The sequence below is a fragment of the Glaciihabitans arcticus genome (assembly GCF_004310685.1).
Lineage (GTDB): Bacteria > Actinomycetota > Actinomycetes > Actinomycetales > Microbacteriaceae > Conyzicola > Conyzicola arctica.
In genome coordinates this window covers 1,561,804-1,580,960 of sequence record NZ_SISG01000001.1, presented here as the reverse complement: position 1 = coordinate 1,580,960, position 19,157 = coordinate 1,561,804, and the positions used below count along the sequence as shown (strand labels likewise).

The 19,157-nt window shown below is 61.1% G+C and carries 15 protein-coding genes and 1 tRNA gene; 5 read left to right on the top strand and 11 right to left on the bottom strand.

All coding sequences use genetic code 11. The annotated features are described in order from the left end of the window. The first annotated feature begins 276 nt into the window (after positions 1–276). The 4 genes from EYE40_RS07600 (at position 277) to EYE40_RS07585 (ending at position 3,345) form a co-directional block, all read left to right on the top strand. Positions 277–1,182: an ABC transporter ATP-binding protein gene (locus EYE40_RS07600; RefSeq protein ID WP_130981383.1), complete on the top strand. Its 906-nt coding sequence runs from the start codon at positions 277–279 to the stop codon at positions 1,180–1,182. 10 nt (positions 1,183–1,192) lie between these two features. After that, on the top strand, positions 1,193–1,900 hold the full coding sequence (locus tag EYE40_RS07595) for an ABC transporter permease (RefSeq protein ID WP_130981382.1): 708 nt from the start codon (positions 1,193–1,195) through the stop codon (positions 1,898–1,900). A gap of 366 nt (positions 1,901–2,266) precedes the next feature. Further along, positions 2,267–2,812 (top strand): HEAT repeat domain-containing protein, encoded by a 546-nt coding sequence (locus EYE40_RS07590; RefSeq protein ID WP_130981381.1) that lies wholly within the window; start codon positions 2,267–2,269, stop codon positions 2,810–2,812. A 2-nt stretch (positions 2,813–2,814) separates the two neighbouring features. Beyond that, positions 2,815–3,345 (top strand): HEAT repeat domain-containing protein, encoded by a 531-nt coding sequence (locus EYE40_RS07585; protein WP_130981380.1) that lies wholly within the window; start codon positions 2,815–2,817, stop codon positions 3,343–3,345. Between the two features lie 6 nt (positions 3,346–3,351). Here the strand turns inward: EYE40_RS07585 and EYE40_RS07580 are convergent, their stop codons facing one another. The 4 genes from EYE40_RS07580 to EYE40_RS07565 all read right to left on the bottom strand — a co-directional run bounded on the left by EYE40_RS07580 (position 3,352) and on the right by EYE40_RS07565 (position 5,327). Beyond that, a complete protein-coding gene (locus EYE40_RS07580) occupies positions 3,352–4,110 on the bottom strand; it encodes a DedA family protein (RefSeq protein ID WP_130981379.1) in 759 nt (252 codons plus the stop codon). 129 nt (positions 4,111–4,239) lie between these two features. Further along, a tRNA-Leu gene (locus EYE40_RS07575) sits at positions 4,240–4,321 on the bottom strand. A gap of 14 nt (positions 4,322–4,335) precedes the next feature. Beyond that, positions 4,336–4,785: a DUF1801 domain-containing protein gene (locus EYE40_RS07570; RefSeq protein WP_130981378.1), complete on the bottom strand. Its 450-nt coding sequence runs from the start codon at positions 4,783–4,785 to the stop codon at positions 4,336–4,338. A 44-nt stretch (positions 4,786–4,829) separates the two neighbouring features. Further along, positions 4,830–5,327, bottom strand: a complete 498-nt coding sequence (locus tag EYE40_RS07565; protein WP_130981377.1) for a hypothetical protein — start codon at positions 5,325–5,327, stop codon at positions 4,830–4,832. A gap of 108 nt (positions 5,328–5,435) precedes the next feature. Between EYE40_RS07565 and EYE40_RS07560 the strand changes: the two genes are divergently transcribed. Continuing rightward, positions 5,436–5,936, top strand: a complete 501-nt coding sequence (locus EYE40_RS07560; protein WP_130981376.1) for a Flp pilus assembly complex ATPase component TadA — start codon at positions 5,436–5,438, stop codon at positions 5,934–5,936. A gap of 132 nt (positions 5,937–6,068) precedes the next feature. Here the strand turns inward: EYE40_RS07560 and EYE40_RS07555 are convergent, their stop codons facing one another. The 7 genes from EYE40_RS07555 to EYE40_RS07520 form a co-directional block, all read right to left on the bottom strand. Beyond that, positions 6,069–7,154: a CHAT domain-containing protein gene (locus EYE40_RS07555; protein ID WP_130981375.1), complete on the bottom strand. Its 1,086-nt coding sequence runs from the start codon at positions 7,152–7,154 to the stop codon at positions 6,069–6,071. A 9-nt stretch (positions 7,155–7,163) separates the two neighbouring features. Continuing rightward, positions 7,164–7,901, bottom strand: coding sequence for a YfbU family protein (locus tag EYE40_RS07550; RefSeq protein ID WP_204742225.1), 738 nt, complete (start codon positions 7,899–7,901; stop codon positions 7,164–7,166). A 115-nt stretch (positions 7,902–8,016) separates the two neighbouring features. Beyond that, positions 8,017–10,659: an ATP-dependent DNA helicase gene (locus EYE40_RS07545; protein WP_240034754.1), complete on the bottom strand. Its 2,643-nt coding sequence runs from the start codon at positions 10,657–10,659 to the stop codon at positions 8,017–8,019. A gap of 727 nt (positions 10,660–11,386) precedes the next feature. Beyond that, a complete protein-coding gene (locus EYE40_RS07535; protein WP_130981373.1) occupies positions 11,387–15,886 on the bottom strand; it encodes an nSTAND1 domain-containing NTPase in 4,500 nt (1,499 codons plus the stop codon). A 309-nt stretch (positions 15,887–16,195) separates the two neighbouring features. After that, positions 16,196–17,008: an AAA family ATPase gene (locus tag EYE40_RS07530; RefSeq protein WP_130981372.1), complete on the bottom strand. Its 813-nt coding sequence runs from the start codon at positions 17,006–17,008 to the stop codon at positions 16,196–16,198. Then, positions 17,008–18,393, bottom strand: coding sequence for a Mu transposase C-terminal domain-containing protein (locus EYE40_RS07525; RefSeq protein WP_130981371.1), 1,386 nt, complete (start codon positions 18,391–18,393; stop codon positions 17,008–17,010). Before EYE40_RS07525 ends, EYE40_RS07530 begins: the two co-directional genes overlap by 1 nt. A gap of 7 nt (positions 18,394–18,400) precedes the next feature. Then, positions 18,401–18,997: a recombinase family protein gene (locus tag EYE40_RS07520; protein ID WP_130981370.1), complete on the bottom strand. Its 597-nt coding sequence runs from the start codon at positions 18,995–18,997 to the stop codon at positions 18,401–18,403. Positions 18,998–19,157: the final 160 nt, after the last annotated feature.

Genomic DNA, 19,157 nt, shown 5'->3' with positions numbered 1-19,157 from the left:
AGCTGAACTCGGTGATGAGAACGCCGGCACCGAGCAGCACGTACTGGAAGGGGATCTCGGTGGCGCCGAGCGCCAGCAGCAGCGAGAAGAGACCGATCATCACGACGAGCGAGGTGGTCGTGTAGGTGCGCATTCGCTGCAGAAGGCGGTCGCCGGTGGATGTCGTCACTCCTACAACTATGTCTTAGTCGTGCGCCCGGAACCCGTGACAAATGTCACTACTTCTCGGGTGCTTCGGCACTGGGGCGCGCCGCTTCTTCGCGCCATCGTTGGAGCATGACAAACGCAACCAGTACCGCAGGCCCGGTGGTCGAAGCCGCCGCGCTGAGCTACAACTACGGCGACAGGGGGGAGTTCCAGGCGGTGAGAAGCCTCGACCTGCGGGTCGAACGCGGGGAGCTGTACGCCCTGCTGGGCACCAACGGCGCCGGCAAGACGACCACGCTGGAGACCCTCGAGGGACACCGCACTCCGACCTCCGGAAAGGTGTCGGTGTTCGGCGGGGATCCTCGTGACCGGGCATCCATTCGTCCTCGTGTCGGCATCATGCTGCAGGACTCGGGCTTTGCCGGGGACCTCACCGTGGCCGAGTCGATCGGGCTCGCCGGGTCGATTTCGGGGCGTGAGGATGACGTTCGCCGGGTACTCGGGGTCGTGGACCTCACGGCTAAATCCTCGACCCGCGCGGGCATGCTCTCGGGTGGCGAGAAGCGTCGCCTCGACTTCGCGATGGCCATCTGGGGCACACCGGAGCTGGTGTTCCTCGACGAGCCGACGACGGGCCTGGACCCCAGCGCGCGCGACGGTCTCTGGGACGCGGTGGCTGAGATCCGCTCTGCGGGCTCGACGATCATCCTGACCACGCACTACCTCGAGGAGGCGCAGAAGTACGCCGATCGCATCGGGCTCATGAACAAGGGCGTGCTGGAACGTGAGGGGACGCTGGAGGAGCTTGTGACGGGGCATCCTTCGCACATCACGCTGGTGGCGCCGCACGGCGTGGACCTGCCGCTCACCGTGACGGCGACCGAGAACGGACTCAGCCGCATCGACACCGCCGACCTCCAGGCGGATCTCTCGACGCTGCTCGCCTGGGCGTCGGCCGGCGGGCACACGCTCGATCGTCTCGGCGCGACGAGCTCGAGTCTCGACGACGTCTTCCGCACCCTCGACCGTTCCTAAGGAGCCCACCATGTTCTCGATAGCCATCTCAGAATTCCGGATGCTGCTGCGCAACAAGCTCGTTGCCGCCTGCGCCATCCTCATCCCGCTCGCATTCGGCGCGTTCTTCATCTTCACCGGCAACCAGGGCGGCACTTCGGTGATCGCGGTGTTTCAGGTGCTCATCATGATCGCGATGGGCGTGTACGTCACGGCCACGACGACCCTCGCCGCGCGCAGGCAGACGCTGTTCCTGAAGCGGCTGCGCAGCGGCGCGGTCTCGGACCAGTCGATCATCGTCGGCCTCGTGCTGCCGATCGTTGTGGTGAGTGTGGTGCAGATCGGCATCATCCTTACAGTGCTCGGGATAACGTCGGGCCAGCCGCCCGCCAACGTTCTCCTCGTGATCATCGGGGTGCTGGCCGCGGAGGTCATGTTCACCGGCTTCGCCCTCGCCACCGCGGGTGTCACCAACTCGCCCGAGCACGCGCAGATCACCACGCTTCCGCTGTTCGCCGCAACGCTCGGCGTCGCGGTCTGGGTGACGTACACGGGCACCACGGAGCTCACCGTGCTCAAGCGGGCACTCCCGGGCGGCGGTCTCGCCGAGCTCATCTCGACCGGATGGGCCGGGGGTGCTATCGACAACGTGCTGCTGCTGATCCTGCCCTCGATCGGATGGGCCGCGGTCGCCGTGTCGGTCGCCCGGGCAATGTTCAAGTGGGAGCCGCGGGCCTGAGTCGGCCGCCTGGCTCGCCTGCCGCTCCGGCTGGCGAGCCGGTCGACGGCGCTGCCCCTGAAGACGTTCGTGTTAAACAGGACCACAACGCGCACCGAGAACAGGACTCCCCTCTACCCGGCGGTCCTGTTCTTGAGGCGTGTGTTTGTCCTGTTTAACACGAACGTTTTGGGGTCACGAGCCCCAGCCGGCCGCAGGGCGATCCCTTCCGTCAACCTTGAGTTAATCAGTCACCTAACCGCGGCCCCGCGAAGGTGACTGATTAACTAGAGCCCCTCGGAACGCGCCACGCATCGGCAACCAGCGACCGACCCAACAGCACCGACAAAGGGGCCGGGCGCCCGAGCCGCGTAGAATCATCCAGCTATGACTTCGACCCCCGCAGACCTGCCCATCGACGCCCCTCCGGCTGATCGCATCGCCCACGCCGTCGCCGCCCTCGGTGAGAACGAGGTCATCGACCGCGCCAAGGCGCTGCTCGCCGGACTGAACGCGGGCGACGAGTTTCTGCTCTGGGTCGGCGGCAAGCACGCACAGGGAATCCTTGACGGCGCCCCGCCCCTCTACTGGCCCGAGGTCTGGGGAGCCCGCACGTTCCTCTACGTCTGGAACGACACCGCGGCCCCCGGCATCGAAGCGGGCCTCACCAATCAGGCCTGGCGCGTGCGCGAGATGTGTGCGCGCGTCGCGGCGGCCCGCCACCTGCCGGTCGCGGAGGCGGTGCGTCCGCTGCTCCAGGACGAGGTCGCGCGCGTGCGCGCCTCAGGAGCCCGCTCGCTCGCCGAGGTGGGCGAGGCATCCGATGCTGACCTGTTCACGCCCCTGTTCCGCGACCCCGAGATCGAGGTTCGCCGCGCCGCCGAACAGTCGCGCAAGCGCCTGAACGCGCGCTTCGCGGCACCTGCCGAGTAGCCGTGCGCGTCCCGGTCGAGCTGTCGCACTCGGCGCGGCTCCGGGCCGCGGTCGACCGCTACGGCGAGCGAGAACTGGTCGAACGTGCCGCCGGGCTGCTGCGCACGGGCGAAGAGGATGATGACTTCCTGCGCTACCTCGGCGGGCGAGCCGCGCCCGGGATCATCGACGGCAGTTATCCGTCCTACTGGGCGAACGCCTGGGGCGCCCGCGCGCTCGAGTATTACTGGCTCGACAGCGCGACCGGTGCGGTGATCGCCGGCCTCGACCATGAACACTGGCGGGTGAGGATGCAGTGCGCTCGCGTCTGCGCCATCCGCGAGCTGGGCGCGCCCGAGCTCCTTGCCGCGCTCCTGCTCGACGAGAACTGGCGAGTGCGGGATGCCACCGCATGGGCCGTGGGAATCGTTGGGGAGTTCGAGCACGCGGAACCCCTGCGCGAGGCGACCGACGACCCCCACAAGAAGGTGCGGGAGCGCGCCACGACAGTGCTAGACGCCCTGCTCCATCGGCTGGAGCGCGAACTCGACTAGCCGAAGTCAGCTGGACTTGTTGTTCTTCTTGTCCTGGTCGAAGAGGGACTTGTCGAGAACGAGTTCGTCGGCCGTGACATCCTCACCGACACCGGCGAGACGCGCCTTGCGTGCCTTCATCGAGGACTGGATGTAGTGGTACACCGTCGGCACCAGGGTGATGACGACAGCGCCGAGCAGGATCACGTCGATGTACTCGGTGACGAACGCGGCAACTGGCGGTATGTAGCCCAGAAGGTAGCCGGCGAAGGTGAGCCCTGCGCCCCAGATGAGTGCGCCGATGGCGTTGTAGAGCGAGTACTTCTTGTAGTCCATGTGCCCGACACCGGCTGCGACCGGGGCGAAGGTGCGCACGATCGGAACGAAGCGGGCGACGATGATCGCGAGGCCGCCGAAACGCTCGAAGAACGAGTTGGTGCGTTTGACGTTCGCGACCGAGAACAGGCCGCTCTCCTTGCGCTCGAAGACGCGTGGGCCGAGCTTGTGGCCGATCAGATAGCCGACCTCGCCGCCTAAGAAAGCGGCGAACGCTATAGCGAGACACACCAGCCAGATCGGCAGGTCGATGATCTGCGTGGCGCCGGCTGCGACGGGGAACGTCAGCAATCCGGTGATGATGAGGAGGGTGTCGCCGGGCAGCAGGAATCCGACGAGAAGGCCGGTCTCGGCAAACACGATGAAGCAGATTCCGAGCAGGGCCCAGGCGCCGAAACCGGTGATCAGGTTCTCCGGGTCAAGGAACGGAATGAGTGCGGTCGAGAGCACGAGTGAGTCTCCAGTCGTCGGTTGCCGTTGAGGTCAATCGGCGGCGGCCAAGGGGCTTTGTCCAAGGGTACCGGGTGGCGAACAGGAGAGACTGGGAAACACGGCGAAATCATCCCGTAGTACTACAAGTGCGGAAGAAGGGACTTGAACCCTCACGCCTTTCGGCACCAGAACCTAAATCTGGCGTGTATACCAATTTCACCACTCCCGCGAGCGGGTATCAGTCTACTTACGGGGGACCTTCTCGTATTCGGCGATGAATTCGTCGACGGATGTCCCGGCTACCGTGTCCGCGATGATGGCGAGATCCATGTCCGCGAGTGTGCGGAAACGCAGGCAGCTCTTGCCCATGTTGAGCTTCAGGCCGGTTGCGGCCCACGCCTCGCGGAAGGCAACATCCTTGTCGGAGTCGCTCACGCAGGTCATCAGGTACAGCGAGTTGTACTGCTTCTGGGCTGCAAGGCCGACGTAGGCGAGGGGCTGCTTGTTGTAGGTGACGGGATACCGCTCGAGCGGCACCTGCCACCCGGGCATGCCGTACGAGATGGCAAGCTCGTAACCCTCGGGCATGGCCTCGAGGGCGGTGTCGAAGACTGCGCGGAGCGATTCGCCGCGGGCGCCCTCGACGGAGTCGAGGTAGGCGCGAACGTCATCCGGAATCTTCTGGCTGGACATGGATCCCACGGTAGACCGGCAACGCCGCTTCTGACAACGACCGACTAGTAGTCGTCCTGGTCGTCGTCGTCGAGGGTGCTGCCGGTGACGGGAGCACCGACCGAGGCGAGCGGGGTGTTGCTGATCACGCGATTCTGCAGCACGGCCAGCAGGCGCCCGAGAACCGTGTAGGACTGCTCGTGCTCGGCGGTCGCAAAACCGGTCGTGCGGTACGCCTCCAGCTGGCTCTCGATGCTGGAGACCGTTGCCTTCAACACCCAGAGCGGAACCTCGGAATCGGGAACCTTCGCCGTCCTGTCATGCAGCTGCACGAGTTGGCCCGACTCGGAGTCGAACTCCTTGACGTTCCAACTGTCGCGGTCGACCGCGAACACCGTGATGACCCGGTAGATGCCGACCCGCAGGAGCATGGTGGCGTCTGCGATACCGAGAGCCTTCTGCTTCTCCCGGGACGGGTCGATGATGTGTGGATCGAGCTCCGCGAGCAACGCTGTTATGGGCGCGGCGATCTTATTCAGTTGCCGTCTTTGGCCTGCACTCATGGCTCGAAGGTATAACGTTCTTCACCTTTCCGTGTATCCCCACTATGGGGATGTCGACACCTGTGGACAACCTGCTCGCGCCATTTTCCGCACGTGCACACTGGCCGGATGTCACAGGCGGTCACCCTCATCACCGACTCCGTGCGCGAGCGGGTTCGGCGCGACGGGGTCGATCTCTCAATTGATAAGGCGCTCGCTCACGATTATGTGCGGGATGAAGTGCAGCGCTACAGCGAGCGTGCGCTCGGCGGGTCCCTGCCGCTCCTCGTCGACGAGGCGGCGACCCTGCGTCAGGTGGTCGCGACGCTCACCGGCTTCGGCCCGTTGCAGCCCTTCCTCGACGACCCCGACGTGGAGGAGATCTGGATCAACGGCCCCGCCCTCGTCTTCGTGGCACGACAAGGGCGCCCCGAACGCACGAGCCTCACCCTCACCGATGTCGAGGTGCGCGACCTGGTCGAGCGCATGTTGCAGTCGTCGGGGAGGCGAGTGGACCTGAGCTCGCCCTTCGTGGACGCGTCCCTTCCGGACGGCTCGCGGCTGCACGTCGTCATCCCGGATACTGGTAGTGCGCAATATTCAAGTGAGCATTGTCGCCCGCCAAGCTAACGAGCGCGAACACTCGTGGTGCCATACAACTCTGGCACCTTGCAGCCTTAGATTCTTCGAGTGTGTACGCACCTTTTCTGGCTGACAAACGAGCTTCGAAGCGTTCAGGTCGTGCTTCGAATTTCTTTTGGGCTATGTTTCGAGCAGTGTCACAAGCCACGTCGAGCGCGGATCGCTGCCGACGGCGAACTCCAATGTCGGTAAATCGCTTCCAGGAAGTCCCGCAAGCTCGAGAGCTACTCGACCTATGCCGTCCGCGGCGGCGATGGATTGGCCGTTGGCTATTGCCGCGTAGAAGTTCGCGGCATAGCTGATCGCATCGCCGTCGTCGATCTCTTGCGCCATTCCGATAGCAAACGGGACTATCGACTCGACGAGGCGGGCTGCCTGTGGCGCCGAATTGCAGGAGTTGAAGAGTACGAGGAGAGGTGGTTCGTCGACGGACGCCAGCGCGCGGGCGAACACGTCGGCCGGGATGCTCACGCTCATGTCCTCATCCGCCGCATCGTCTTCGAAAATATCCTCGTCAGCTTCGAAATAGACGAAGCTCTCGTTGCTATGGCCCGAAAAATGGACCACGTGTGGCCGGAAACCGGTGAGGCCGTCGAGAAGGTCATCTGTAGTCGCAGCGGGGCTGATCTTCAGTTCGACGAGGTCACGACCGAGAGCATTGCGGATCGCGGCCTGGATGCGTTTAGCTTCCCGACCGATCCGAAGATCTCCCTCTGGGGACGCCGAGAGCATCAAGATGCGCAACTTCTCGGGCTTAGGCGGCCGAATTGTTTCCACGACAGCCGAAAGCTGCTCTTGATGTGAATCGAGCCGCCTGCTCGTGGACAGCTGGAACGCGCGGGCTGCGGACTCAGTTCGTTTTTCGAGGGCGGCGCGTTTCCTTTCGGCGGCGACTGTCTCTGCCTGCTCAGCCTTGTCCAGCTTTTCTTGAATGGCAGCTTCTTGTTTGCCGAAGCCGGCCGCTTTTCGTTGCCACTCGCCAACCTGTTTGCCGGCGGCGTTGGCCTCGTTCTCCTTTCGCGACGCCTCTCGCATCTTTGTCGACGCGGTGCTCGCGTTCGATGTCCGTCCTGCCGAAGTGCGCGCCTTTGTTGCGTCAGAGCGCCTTGAGTTCTCCTTGATTCGAAACTCGCTGGCCTTCTTCTCGGCATCAACGCGCTGTTTACGCTTTCGAGCGAGTTCCGCTCTGTACTGGCTGGCGCTCAAGGGTTTCCCTTATCGATTTGACGGGTGGATTCGTTCGTCGGCAATAGACTGCAATTCCTCCGCAGATAACTTATAAGCGTCGGACAGGTGACGCCGCTCGCGAGTTTCCATTACGCGCCGATATACCGTCAGCATCCGGCTGTAAGTCTCGAGCATAGGAAAGTGGGAGTTGCCGCCATCGTGATCGTCCAAGAACGGCTTTAGCTCGGACCACTTGTCGTCATCGACCAGGTGTTGCACATACGAGGCCATCTGTTCCTCGAGGGGGTGGTTGAAGTCGAAGCCGCGATAGGCCAGACGCTCGGCGACGGCGTCGTCTAGGGGCGTACCCTCATCGTTTAGCTGTAGGATGCTGAAGGACAGGATTCGGAACATCTGGAGTATGTCGGAGACTCGCTTGCTGTCCTGTTTAGACAACTCTGTTGCGAAACCGGCCGCTTCCATCCAGTATTCGCCTGTATATCCCTGCTCGAGCACATGTGCGCGTCGAAGCTGATATTCCAAGTCACCATCCTCGCCGTTCGCGTCTTCAGGAAGCACTCGGGCCAGGATGCGATGCAGGAGGGAGAGCACCTTTCGATCCATGAAATCTATTGACTCGGGCGCTTCTTCGTCTCCATGAGTATCTGCAGGGCGCTTCCACACAGGAACCACGGCTTCTCGGAGCAGCTCCCTGACGTACTCGCTGAGAGTGACGCCTTCCTCCTGCGCTCTGGACTCGAGTGCATCGCGAACGTAGTCGTCCACGCGGACATTGATATTTGCCATCATTCTCCAAGTTGTGTCACGGTGTGACGCCACTGTAACACAGCGATACTTGAAGTCGACGGCGCTTCAGATGGCGCACGCATCCTCCGCTGACTTATGACCGGACCAAGCCGCGACGAGCGATGAGAAGGCTCACATCTTTGGCGGTCGACTTCCGCTCGAGTTGAGCGACGATGGTCTTTTCCGTCTCTGGGGTCCAAAAGACCTGGAGGTACTCACGCGCTCGGGTGATAGCCGTGTAAAAAATGTTGTGAGTGATCGCGTCTTCATTTGCGTCGGTGATGACGATTTTCACGGATTCGTATTCAAGGCCCTGGGCGCGGTGTATCGAAGCGGCGTAAGCGACCTGAAACGGCACCGAGGTGTTCGAGGCTGCGTCGTCGTCGTCGCTATCCGCTAACTCGTAGACGTCGAACGCAACGACTGAATCGTGTAGCCAGGTGAGATCCAGGCCCCAAGCGTCGAGCTCGGTTACGGTGCGGTGAAGTTCCACATCGAAGCGGATCAGGCCCAGTTGACGGTCGATGCCGACAATAGTGCCTTTGAGGTTGTTGTAGATCAGCCCTTTGAAACGCTCGCTGTCATTGAAGACAATCGGGTCTCCTGCTTTGAACGTGGCTGGCCCCCATTCAATAGCCGGATTGGGATTGCTGCTTTGCAGGAATCGGTTCACGTTGTTGATGCCGTATAACCCGTCATAGTTGAGACAGAGGATGATCTCGTCGTCGCGGCGCTGGCTGAATAGCTCCGGGCTGAGCGGCGTGGAGTAGTGGCCGCGTGTCATGGTCTCGGTGATGTCTTCGCCGAGATCACGGACTTTTTGCCAGAGCGCGAGCAACTGCGGGTTGTCGGTTCGCCAAGGCTTGTCCAGTTCGAAGACGGAGGATACTGGGACGAAGGACCGCATGATGCTGAACCAGTTGCCGAACTGAATCGATTCGATCTGGTAGACGTCGCCGACCAGAAGCAACAGCTTGAACTTGGTGTTGCTCAGCACGGCTAGTAGATCTTCGTTGCTCACGGTGCTGCATTCGTCGATGACGAGGACCTCGTATTCCGTCGCTGAGGTCGAGTTCTTGTGGCTTGCGATGGTCCGGAACTCTGCGTGCTGGGTATGTACCCGACGTCGGAGGTTATCTACAGCGGGATGCGTGTTCGCGAGGAACAGCATCGGTTTGCCGTTGAAGTAGTTGGCAATGTGGTTGACCATCGTCGACTTGCCCGTGCCGGCGGCGCCGTAGATCATTGCGACGCGTGATTCGCTGTAGAGCGATTTCAGCGCGGCGGCTTTAGTGGGATCGTCGAGGGGGACCGGGAGGTCGTCCATCCACTTAGAAAGAGCCGGCTTCCACCCGCCAACGCCGCTGATGGCGTGGCCTTGGAGTTTCTCGACGATCTGGACGACATCGTTCTCGTAGCCACGGATGAAGACGTGACCCTTCTCAACTTCTAGAGTGCGTGCCAGGTGTCGCGAGTTGTTATACAAAAGCGAATTGTGCCTCTCGATGAGAGGCATGACCTCGTCGCCGAAGTCCTCGAGCTCGGAAAGTGGCGTGTAAAGCATGCCGTGGCGATCAACGTTGTTGTTTATTCGCCGGGCGAGCATTTCGTGCTCTCGTCCAGTCGGATCAATCGATTCCCACAGATCCCAGAAGCGTGTCCGGTGGCCCATCGGATATGTGCAGAACGGCATCGTCTCAAACGGGATGCAACCCCATTGCAGATGGAGGTTGGACAGCCTGTTGCACACACTCGGGCTGTACTGCTTGCGGACGACGACGTTGCGCAAGGACAGCAGCAGGTAGCGCAGCATCAAGTAACCGGGCAGAACCTTCTGAATGATGTCCCGAGCCGCATCGAGCGAGACATAGATGTGCGATGTCTTCGTGCCATCCAGCACCCACCCTTTAATGCGCTCGTAGTCGGTATCCGGGAGGTCTATGACGTCAAGCAGCGTTGACCCAGTTTTCGTGAGGTATCGCATCAGGTTCTTGTACTCGTTGCTAGTGGTGCTAACACGTGAGCGCGGCCCGAAGAAGCGGGAGAAGTTCTCGAGCTCGCACCCGCGGATGGAAACTTCCCAAGCTGTGATAAGCACGATCGGCATGGTCTGGCCGAGCACCTCAATAGTGTCGCTTCGCAAGGTCAAATTCGCGGCGTGCTTGTCGCTGATGTCGTGCTCCGTGAAGCCGATGACGTGATCAAACTTGCTGATACTGGGCCGGTCGGACGGGATGGCGAAAGTGACTTCGTAGTAGATTCGCCCTCCGTCAAAGAACGGCCGCGTTTTAAGAACGTAGTACCGTGACGAGCGGTCGCTGCGTGACGGAGTGCTGCGGGCATTGACGCGCTCGGCGATCTTCTGGTGATACTCCCGCAGCGCGGGGTCGAGGTCGACCGGAAAATCTTCCAAATTATGCAACGTATCCAGCCCGAATTTTCTGCTGAGGAGGTCGCGCACACGGTGGAGGTACTCGTAATACTTGAGCATCAAGCGCTCCGAGCCGTCACCATCGAAGGTGTAGTGCGACGTACTCGGCTGGAGCAACCGGTAAAAGCGGTTGAGGAAGCCGAGTTTGCCCTCCGTCTTTACGAATGCATGACCGGCCTCGATGGCGGGATAGTCGTACTCGGCTGTGGCGTCTTCCGTGTGGATCAGCACGGCGACGCCATCGACCAAGTTTCGAAGCTGGGATAGCAGATTTTGTGAAAGCAGCGCTCGGTCGTTTGCGAGCACAGATATGTTGTTGCAAATGACTCCATCTATGCTGCGAATATGTGCTTCGACACTGGTCATTTGACGCCATCCGATCAGGGAGATACCGGGTGTCTCTTGATTGACACCGGACATCGTTATCCGCTACAGCAAGTATCCACTTACAGCCGATGTTTGCTCAATTGACCGTTTCCCCGCTGTCGATGTTAGAAGTCGATTGCCGGATCCACGAAAGTTGATTGCCTAGGTGAGTCGGCGTCCTTTTGGCGGCGGTTGAACGTCGCCCGGCTCCATCCGACGAACTTGGCGGACTGCGCGGCCGTTCTGCCTTTCGCACGGGCGTCGTCGACGGACGCAAGCTTCGATGCAATGAGCCGCGGGTCTGCGAGAGGGCGGCCGAATGGAAGAAGCAGCTCAAAATGCGGCTCTCCAAGTTGCGGGAGCTCTTGGCCTCGGAGTGTGCATCGGCCACGAATCGATCGGGTGTATTTCGTGGAGGCGAATACAGTCCTCATCGTTTGGTGGAATCCCGCGGTCACAAGCTTTCCACTGCTTCGCGCGTAATCGAGTGCTGGTGGGGTCGGAGATCGCGTGCAGAACGCAATTGTGACACTGACTCTCGACCCGCCCACAAACCGAGCCGCGGATCTCCCCTATAGTCTCTCGACCGGACCTCAGGACCGCCGAGAACATCTCGATGAGCATGCATGCCGACTACGGCTGCCATTCGTGCCGAAGACTCAGCCGCTTATGCGCGTTCAGCCTGCTCGATTGATTGGTCCACTCCGTAAACGCCCAGTTCGAGCAGGCGATCGAGCACATCGAGAAGTGCGGATACGCGCAGCTTGTCGTGAGCCTGCGCCAAACCTCGAACCACTAGTTCCGAAATGTAGTGAGCATCACCGGCTGCACCAGTCCGCATGTCTTGCACATTGTTACCGTGGATGTCGAGGAAGCGATGCGCTGCGAGGTCGACCAACTCGTCCACCTCGTCAGGCGCCTCTTGCAATGTGATGAGCAGTTGCGGTGTGGCGTGGACGTAGCTTGGTGAAGCGATGAGGTCCGCTAGCAGACCGGCGAATGGACGCAAGACGTGGCCTCTGAGATTCGCTGCCAGTCTGCCGACTGCTTTGCGAACCTCGTCGTCAGGGTCGTGCATCAGCTGACGCAATGCTGAAATCACGAGATCGGAATTCGCGGCTCGTCCCACTCTGGCGCTGCAGACGAGAGCGGCGCCAGTCCGGACATCAATGTCCCCGACTAGAGCCCGTTCCAGAAGCTTGGGGCGCTCCCACTGCAGCGCCGCAAACGCAGCCATGCTGCCGCCTGCATGTCTCACCTCAGTGCTGTTGGACGTCATCATGCGGTCGATTACTGGGTCAATCCGATCCGGGTCGACGTTGCCGATATAAATCATCAGATCGCCAACCAGATTCGAAGCTAGAAGGACGTCGTCGGTATCGATAAGGCGCTCGAAGGCATCGTGAGCCTTTGGCCGTGCGTGTCGGAGGGAGGCAGCAATAGTGTGGGCGACACACGATCGAACGCTCAGTACAGGATCGCTGGCGAGGGCGAGCAAGTATGGGCTCACTAAGGCAGTGCGATCGCCATCTGGGTCGTGAATCAGTAAGTCGCCGAGATGTTCTGCGAGGCTGCCTCTTGCAGTATTGATGCCGTGCTGCCTCAGATCGCGACCTAACCTGTCGTTTGACTGACGGGTGGACACTAACGAGTCATCCTTCGGTTGCGTCGCGTGCAGGGCGCGGTCCCTCACCAACTCGACCAGGTCGAGAGGTGCGTCGTCGAGAAGGCGGCGCAACGACCATCCGAGCCACCGATCACATTCGTCCAGCTTCAGACTCGCGATGTGGCGAATGGCATTAAAGACGGCAGGTTGGGCTTCGGAGGGGATCGTCGCCTCTCCGAAACCCCACAGGATGGCACTGGGATACGCGACGTGGGTCGTCACCGTCATCTGCATGGCCAAGCTCGCAAATCGAAGGGGGTCATCAACAGTGCGATTCTTGAGCATTTGCGAGAGCTCGCGGGCACCACCGATGGTGTGGTCATCCCAGTTTCGATCGTCAGTGTCGTGCTTGACTAGGGCTCGCAGCCATTGTTGGTTGGACATCTTCGCACTTGCGGCATCCTCGATCGGAGACCCGACGCTGAAGCTGACGATGCCGGTAGGAGGCGCAGGCGCTTCAACGCCGAACTTTCTTCGGTACTCCCCAAGCCGTCGTCGGCCGAGTGAACTTAGCCGCTCTTGATCAAGCGCAGTGAGAAACTTGAAAGCGGTGTATCCGAATGAGCGGCCACGCTCGTACGGATTGCGAAGGTCGCGCAATTCAGTTTCGAGGCGCGCGTGGTCCTCGTCAGAGACGAACGGGGCAATCGCTTCTACAAGTTCTCGCGAGAGCCATTGGCCGTCTGAGGTGTAGCCGCTTTGCAGTCGGTTGCCGCCCTCGAGAATCAACTGGGCAGCCCAGTCGGTGAAGTGCTCTGCGCTGTGGACCAGAGCCCGGAACAAGAGGGCCTGAGCTGCATCGTGATCGTCCGCGGCGAGAGTATTCAACAGTGGTTCCACCGACTTTGGCTCGGTCGACGCCCAAATCGCAAGGGCGTCGGCAGCGCAGCTGTAGAGCTCCTCGCCTATATCGTCCGAGCCCGGTCGTGTTTTCAACCGAAAGCTGAAATGACGGTCACTGATCAGAGAGTCTTCGTGGCGATCGAACGATGTCCGGTCTATGACCGCTAACAGATAAGGTACGAGCGTTTCAGCGAACTTCTCGGGTTTGGCTTCGCTCGCCCCCTTGATCATTTCTGTGAAGCCGTAACTATGGGACTCGAGAATGCTGATCTTTCCGGTTTGGTCAGTAGCCCACGCCGATGGGTTCTCCATCAGGCACGCGTGAAGGAGCTCTATCGCCCACAGCGGTTCGTGCGCGGCGAGGTTATGGGTGAATAACCCAAGATTGTCGTCGGAAGGGTCCAGGTCGTTTGCTCGCACGGCCTCGAGCATCAAGTCAAACAGCGGCCGATTGCGGTGAAGCTCGGCACGCTGAGTGGTCCTAATCAACCATTCTCGGTAGTCAGGGGCAGCGCGGCGCGGCGCGAGGATTTGTGCCACCACAGCTCCGCGTTCGTCTCCGGCATTGGCGAGCCAAGCAGCTCCACGCTCCCGCAGTACCGTGTCCTTGCTGTCCAGCCAAATTTCGATGAGACCGCGCTTGTGGAATATGTCGAACCAACTCGGGCGGGTGATCTGCTGCCAAAAGCGCCGGCTCAGGGTCGAATCGGTTTCGCTGATACGCAGAAATAGTGCAAGATCCTCGTCTGTCGGCTCGATAACGTTTACGAAGACATTTAATACTGTCTCTTTGATGTGGAGGCGGATCGCCGGTGCAATGAGCACCGCCTCGATCTCCCTGCGGAAGCGTGATGGATCTCGTTCACGGAGCAGCTCGAGGATCTGTCGCACCTGAGCGCGGCGAAAGAGCTCTTGCTCCTGGCCTCCCAAGAACTCGATCATTGATTCGCGCCGCAATAGCCACTGCCGGGCGAAGGTGTAGTCGAAGAACGTTTCATGAAAGAACGAAACCGTGTCGCCGTCAATGGCCAGCACTTGTTCAGATGCCAGAACACGGGCGTCCTGAATAAAGTCCTCGGCGTCAAGCACTTCTACTGGTACCGATAGTGTCTGCTGATCGCTTGCAGCGTTTGCGACGCGAGCCAGCACTTCGTTGAAGCGCACTTCAGGTCGATAGCCCTTGATGGTTTGGAGTTTCCGCTCCCAAAAGGCCCCGAACAGGGATCCGCGTGAGGTGAAGTTGAGTGCGCCCGGTTGGCTCGCGACGGTTTCCAGCAGCACGAGGTTCAGTGGCGATTTGAGAAGCTCTTGTTGTTTCGGCGTTAACCTGCTCGCGTCAAGGCCCATCGCCCCCACCGCATCGATGACGGCCTCGTCGGACAGGGGCAAGACCGTCAGCCGCTTTACGTCCTCCCGGGCATCGAGCTTGCGAATTCGGTGATCGTTCTCGACGTCGAACAATCGACAGGCGAGGATGACCGTCACTCCCTCGACCGCGATAGCCTCGTTGATCAAGTCGGCGATCACGTCGTATCGGTCGGGTAGTCGACCCGACGCTAGTGACACAGCGTCCAGCTGGTCGATGATCAAGACAGCATCGCGGCCATCTGCCGCCATTCGGAGCGCGGCGACCGGTGAGGTTGAGAGGCCGAGCTGCACCCCTAACTCGGCTGTTGAGCTGAACGCTCCTCGACGGTCGAGGCGGAATGCCAACACCTCGGCGCCATTCGACTCGAGCTGGCTTGCCGTCTGGTAGACAACGGAACTTTTGCCGCCCCCGCCCGCGCCGACGACTAGCGCCAGGCGTGTCGCGCTCATCAGATCGACTAGCTCAGCGGACTCGGTTCGCGCAATAGGAGGGCTCAGCAGCTCGCGTTCCACGGTGCTGCGCCAGCTGAGGGTCGTAGCGCGCACCTCATCGTGTGCGGTCCGCTTCGCAGTGGCGTCACGTGCGACAACACCGTAGAGGGACAGGCCTTCGAGCAGTTCACGCCGTGTGAGGCGCCGGCGGAGATTGTCGAGCAAGACTGCACCTACGGCGAGAGGCAGGAGTGATTCCGTTGCGCCCTCAAGCATGGTGGCGGCAAGCATTGCGTTCGTCTTTACCTGCTGCTGCTCGTCCGCGACCTCGAACCACATGCCGCGGAGCACTCGCCAAGCGTTCTCCGCACCGCCGAGGACGTCGGGCGCCGAGAGTTGATCGAAAACTAACCCGAGCTCCTGGGTCAGCTGTTGGCTGATGAATTGATGAAGATTGGCAGATTCACGAGCTCGTCCGCTTAGCTCCCGTAGCGAGGCGGTCGGCGTCATCGAAGTGAAGTGGTAGGCGCGACCGGCAATGATGTGATGCCTTGCCGCGTCAAATATGCCGTGACTTCGAAGAGCCGCAATACTCCATCTGTCTGCGATGCTGTTTTGACGTTTGACCTGCGTGACAGCGAAGTGGCCGTGCTCGTCCACATACGTGAACTCAGAACCCTGGGCGAGGTCTCCGTCGAGGTCTTCAAGGGTGATGCTTCTCCTCACGTCTTGTATGCATTGCAAGGCATGCAGAATCGCCCACGAGAGCTCGAACATATTGCCCCGTTTGTCGGCTACCCCGCCGACTGTACTTTTCTTGCGCGACTCAGTCGTGCGCAACTGATCGAGGTTCTCCATGCTGACCATTGTGACCGGTGGGACACCATTCGCCGTGGTGGCTCCGCGGGCACGCCCGTTCTCGAGCGTCGGTCGATAGAGGTTCCTCCGAAAACAGGTGGAGTAGTTGTTGGGATGGAAGGGCTTCGGGATGTAAGCGGCGGCTCAGTAACGATGTGTATCAGGCGAGTTTTGCGGCGCGGATGCCAGCTGCTGCTGATAGCCGGCTGTCTTGTATCCCATCGGTTATGAGGCGCCTCGTCGGTCGTCGGTGCGATGGTCTGTGGAGTTTGGCGCTTTGTGGCGGCCTTTTGTGATCGCTTCGTGTCGCTAGTTACCTATGACGAGGATGCTGGCGGCGGCTTCGATGACGTCGTCGGTGATGGTGTCGAGCTGGTTGATCTTTAGTACCCGGTTGATATGGGGGAAGAGCCGTTCGAGGAGGCGGAAGTTGCCTCGGGTGATGCGCTCGATCGCGGCAATGGCTTGCGCGTCGGTGAAGTCGTCAGGGTCGAGGGTCTTGCCAAGGCGTTTCCAATGGCGGTCTAGGACGAAGAGTAGTTCGTCACGTCCAAGGGTCCGGTAGTGGTGTGAGAATCCGAGGCGGCTGTAGAGCTGGGGGTAGTGGCGGAATCGTTCGTCGATGCCTGGCATGCCGATCAGGATTATCGCCCGGTGGGTGCGGTCGTGCTGATCGCGGAGCAGCTCCAGGGCAGTGGGGGTGAGTCGCTCGGCCTCGTCGATGATGAGCAGCTCGACAAGCTGTGTGACGTCTTTCTGCCTTACCGTTTCCGGCTCCGGCAGGAGAGAGCGGAGGTACTCATCGGCGCAGATCCCGACCTTGATCTGCCAGTGCATCAGCTCACTCATGAGGTCCTTTGGTCGACAGAGGACTTCTGGCGTGTAGAAGACGGTTCGAGATCGGTTCGCGAGGGCGTAGTGCTTCGCGTCGCGCTCCCCACGCGGACCCCACTCGTTGATGTATGCCTCGAGCGCGTCCCAGTTCGCGTACCGACGGGCGGAGTTAGTTTTCCCCACGCCGGCAGCGCCGTGACAGATCCCGATGGTCTTCTCCTTCCGCACAGCGTTGGCGAACTCGGTGAATCGCCGATGTTCCTTGGTCACGATGAATGCTTGGTTCATCACTCGTCCTCTTCGTAGGTGCGCAGCTTCGGCCTCCGCTTAGTGGGTTCCGGGGTGCGAGGTTCCTCGCGAGTGGCAACGGTCGGGATGCGGTCGTTGATGGCTCGCCGCAGCTGCTTGCGACGGGCGCGGCGGGCAGTTTCGATGTCGCGAAGGCTGAGGCGCAGGTTGGGGTGGGCTTCATCGATAGCGGTACAGATGAACGTGTCCCGGTCATAGACGCGGATCTCAGAGATGTCGCGGGGGTCGTAACGGATCGTGATGGTGTGCCCGACAAACGGAGCAAGGGTCGGAGCGAGGTAGCGCTGACCTTGGAAGTGAATGCCGTCGCGCTGTACAACTCGGTTCTTTGGGACAGTAAGGAGCAATCCATCCAGTTCTTGGAGACTTTCGGGCATCCGTGGCAGCCACCCGTCTGCGACCCAGGAATCTCGCGGCGACATACCCAACTCGCGATGGGTCCGGTCGTTGTAGGTGCCGATAAATACGCCGACCGCACGATCGAGCCCAGCAAGATTCAGGACCGGCGTGGGGGTCCGGCTGCCGGGTCCGAGGTGGCCGGGGAGCGTGGCCAGCAGTTCGGAGTTGATGGTGCCGAAGAACCGTTCGATCTTTCCGCGGCCCTGGGGTCGGCCGACGGTCGAGTGGATGATCCTGATGTGCAGGGCGATGGCAGTCCGCTCGAGGTGGTGGCTGATGAAATCGGAGCCGTGGTCAACGTGCAAGATGTCGGGGATGCCGCACATTGCCCACGCTGGGTCCGTCTTCCGCCAGATCGCCTGCCGGAGGGCGAGGGCGGTGTTGATGGCTGAGGGGGCGCCGCTGAAGACCATGTACCCGCAGATGGCGCGGGAGTAGTCGTCCATCACGGTCGTCAGCCAGGGCCGGTCGGGTTTCCCGTCGGCGCCGACGATGAGGATGTCGAGTTCAGTGTGGTCGGACTGCCAGGTCTGGTTCGGGTGTTCTGCCCGGCGGCGCAGGACGAGTTCGTGTTTGTCTCGGTAAGAGACCGGGCCCTCCAGAGCCAGAGTGACCAGAGCCGGGTCAAGTGCCCGCACGATTTGCCGCACTGTCGAGTAGCTTGGCGCCGGCAGCTCGAGAGCTTGCGCATCATTCACTGCAAGGCGGTGCAAGGTAGCGATGCTCGGGCGTGGTCGAGTGAGGGCCAGCCGTTCGATGAACGCGACTATCTCTGCTGAGGTTCGGCGCGCACCCTTGTCGATGCGGTCATGAGGATCGAGGGCAGCGACGCCGCTGGCCCGGTAAAGCTGGTTCCAACGATGCAGGGTCCGTGCGGAGATCCCGGTTTCGCGTGCGAGAACCGTGAGCGGAATCTGGTCTTCGACATGCAGCCGAAGAACACGCCACCGCTCGGCCGCGTCCAAAAGTCACCTACACGGTGGTGCTCTCGCGGGCCGCAAGGGCCTGCTGATGCCGGTAAAGAGTGGCCCGGCTCCACCCTACGAGCTTTGCCGCATCCTCCGCAGTGCGGCCCTTCGCCCGGGCATCGGAGACGAGCTTGAGTTTGTCTGCCACAACCACAGGATCGGACAAAGGCCGACCAAACTTGGTGCCGCCATTTCGGGCGGCTGTGATCCCTGCGTTCACCCGCTCGGTGATCAGCTCGCGTTCATACTCGGCCAAGGTGGCGAGCATATTCAGCATCAGCCGGCCCGACGTCGTCGATGGGTCGATTCCATCGGAGATGCTCTTCACCTGTATGTCACGCCCCCGGAGCAGCTTCACCGTGTTCAGCACATCGATCAAGGATCTTCCGAGGCGATCGACCCGCCACACGACGACGGTGTCGCCAGGCTGGGCGTGCTCGAGGAGCTTCTTTATCCCGGGGCGTGAGATCGCGGTCCGGCTGCCCGAGGTGACGTCGGAGAAAATGTCCCGCTCCCGCACGCCCGATTTGACCAGAGCGTCAACCTGCAACTTCGCGTCTTGGCTTCTGGTGCTGACCCGCGTATACCCAAGATGTCTCACGGATCTATTCTGCCTTGGAAACTGCTAGAAGCGTCGTTGCAAAGACACTTTGCGGTGAGACATGTTTCCAAGACAGATCGGGTCCCGGAAATCCGCCACTCCCTACCGAGGCTCGGAGGAGCTTTCGCGTGCCTCGGAAAGCTATTGTTTTTCAAGACAT

Coding starts and splice junctions, on each gene's coding strand:
- EYE40_RS07535 (WP_130981373.1), bottom strand. CDS start 15,886: ATGGAGAACCTCGATCAGTTGCGCACGACTGAGTCGCGCAAGAAAAGT.
- EYE40_RS07595 (WP_130981382.1), top strand. CDS start 1,193: ATGTTCTCGATAGCCATCTCAGAATTCCGGATGCTGCTGCGCAACAAG.
- EYE40_RS07570 (WP_130981378.1), bottom strand. CDS start 4,785: ATGTCCAGCCAGAAGATTCCGGATGACGTTCGCGCCTACCTCGACTCC.
- EYE40_RS07530 (WP_130981372.1), bottom strand. CDS start 17,008: ATGAACCAAGCATTCATCGTGACCAAGGAACATCGGCGATTCACCGAG.
- EYE40_RS07600 (WP_130981383.1), top strand. CDS start 277: ATGACAAACGCAACCAGTACCGCAGGCCCGGTGGTCGAAGCCGCCGCG.
- EYE40_RS07590 (WP_130981381.1), top strand. CDS start 2,267: ATGACTTCGACCCCCGCAGACCTGCCCATCGACGCCCCTCCGGCTGAT.
- EYE40_RS07565 (WP_130981377.1), bottom strand. CDS start 5,327: ATGAGTGCAGGCCAAAGACGGCAACTGAATAAGATCGCCGCGCCCATA.
- EYE40_RS07560 (WP_130981376.1), top strand. CDS start 5,436: ATGTCACAGGCGGTCACCCTCATCACCGACTCCGTGCGCGAGCGGGTT.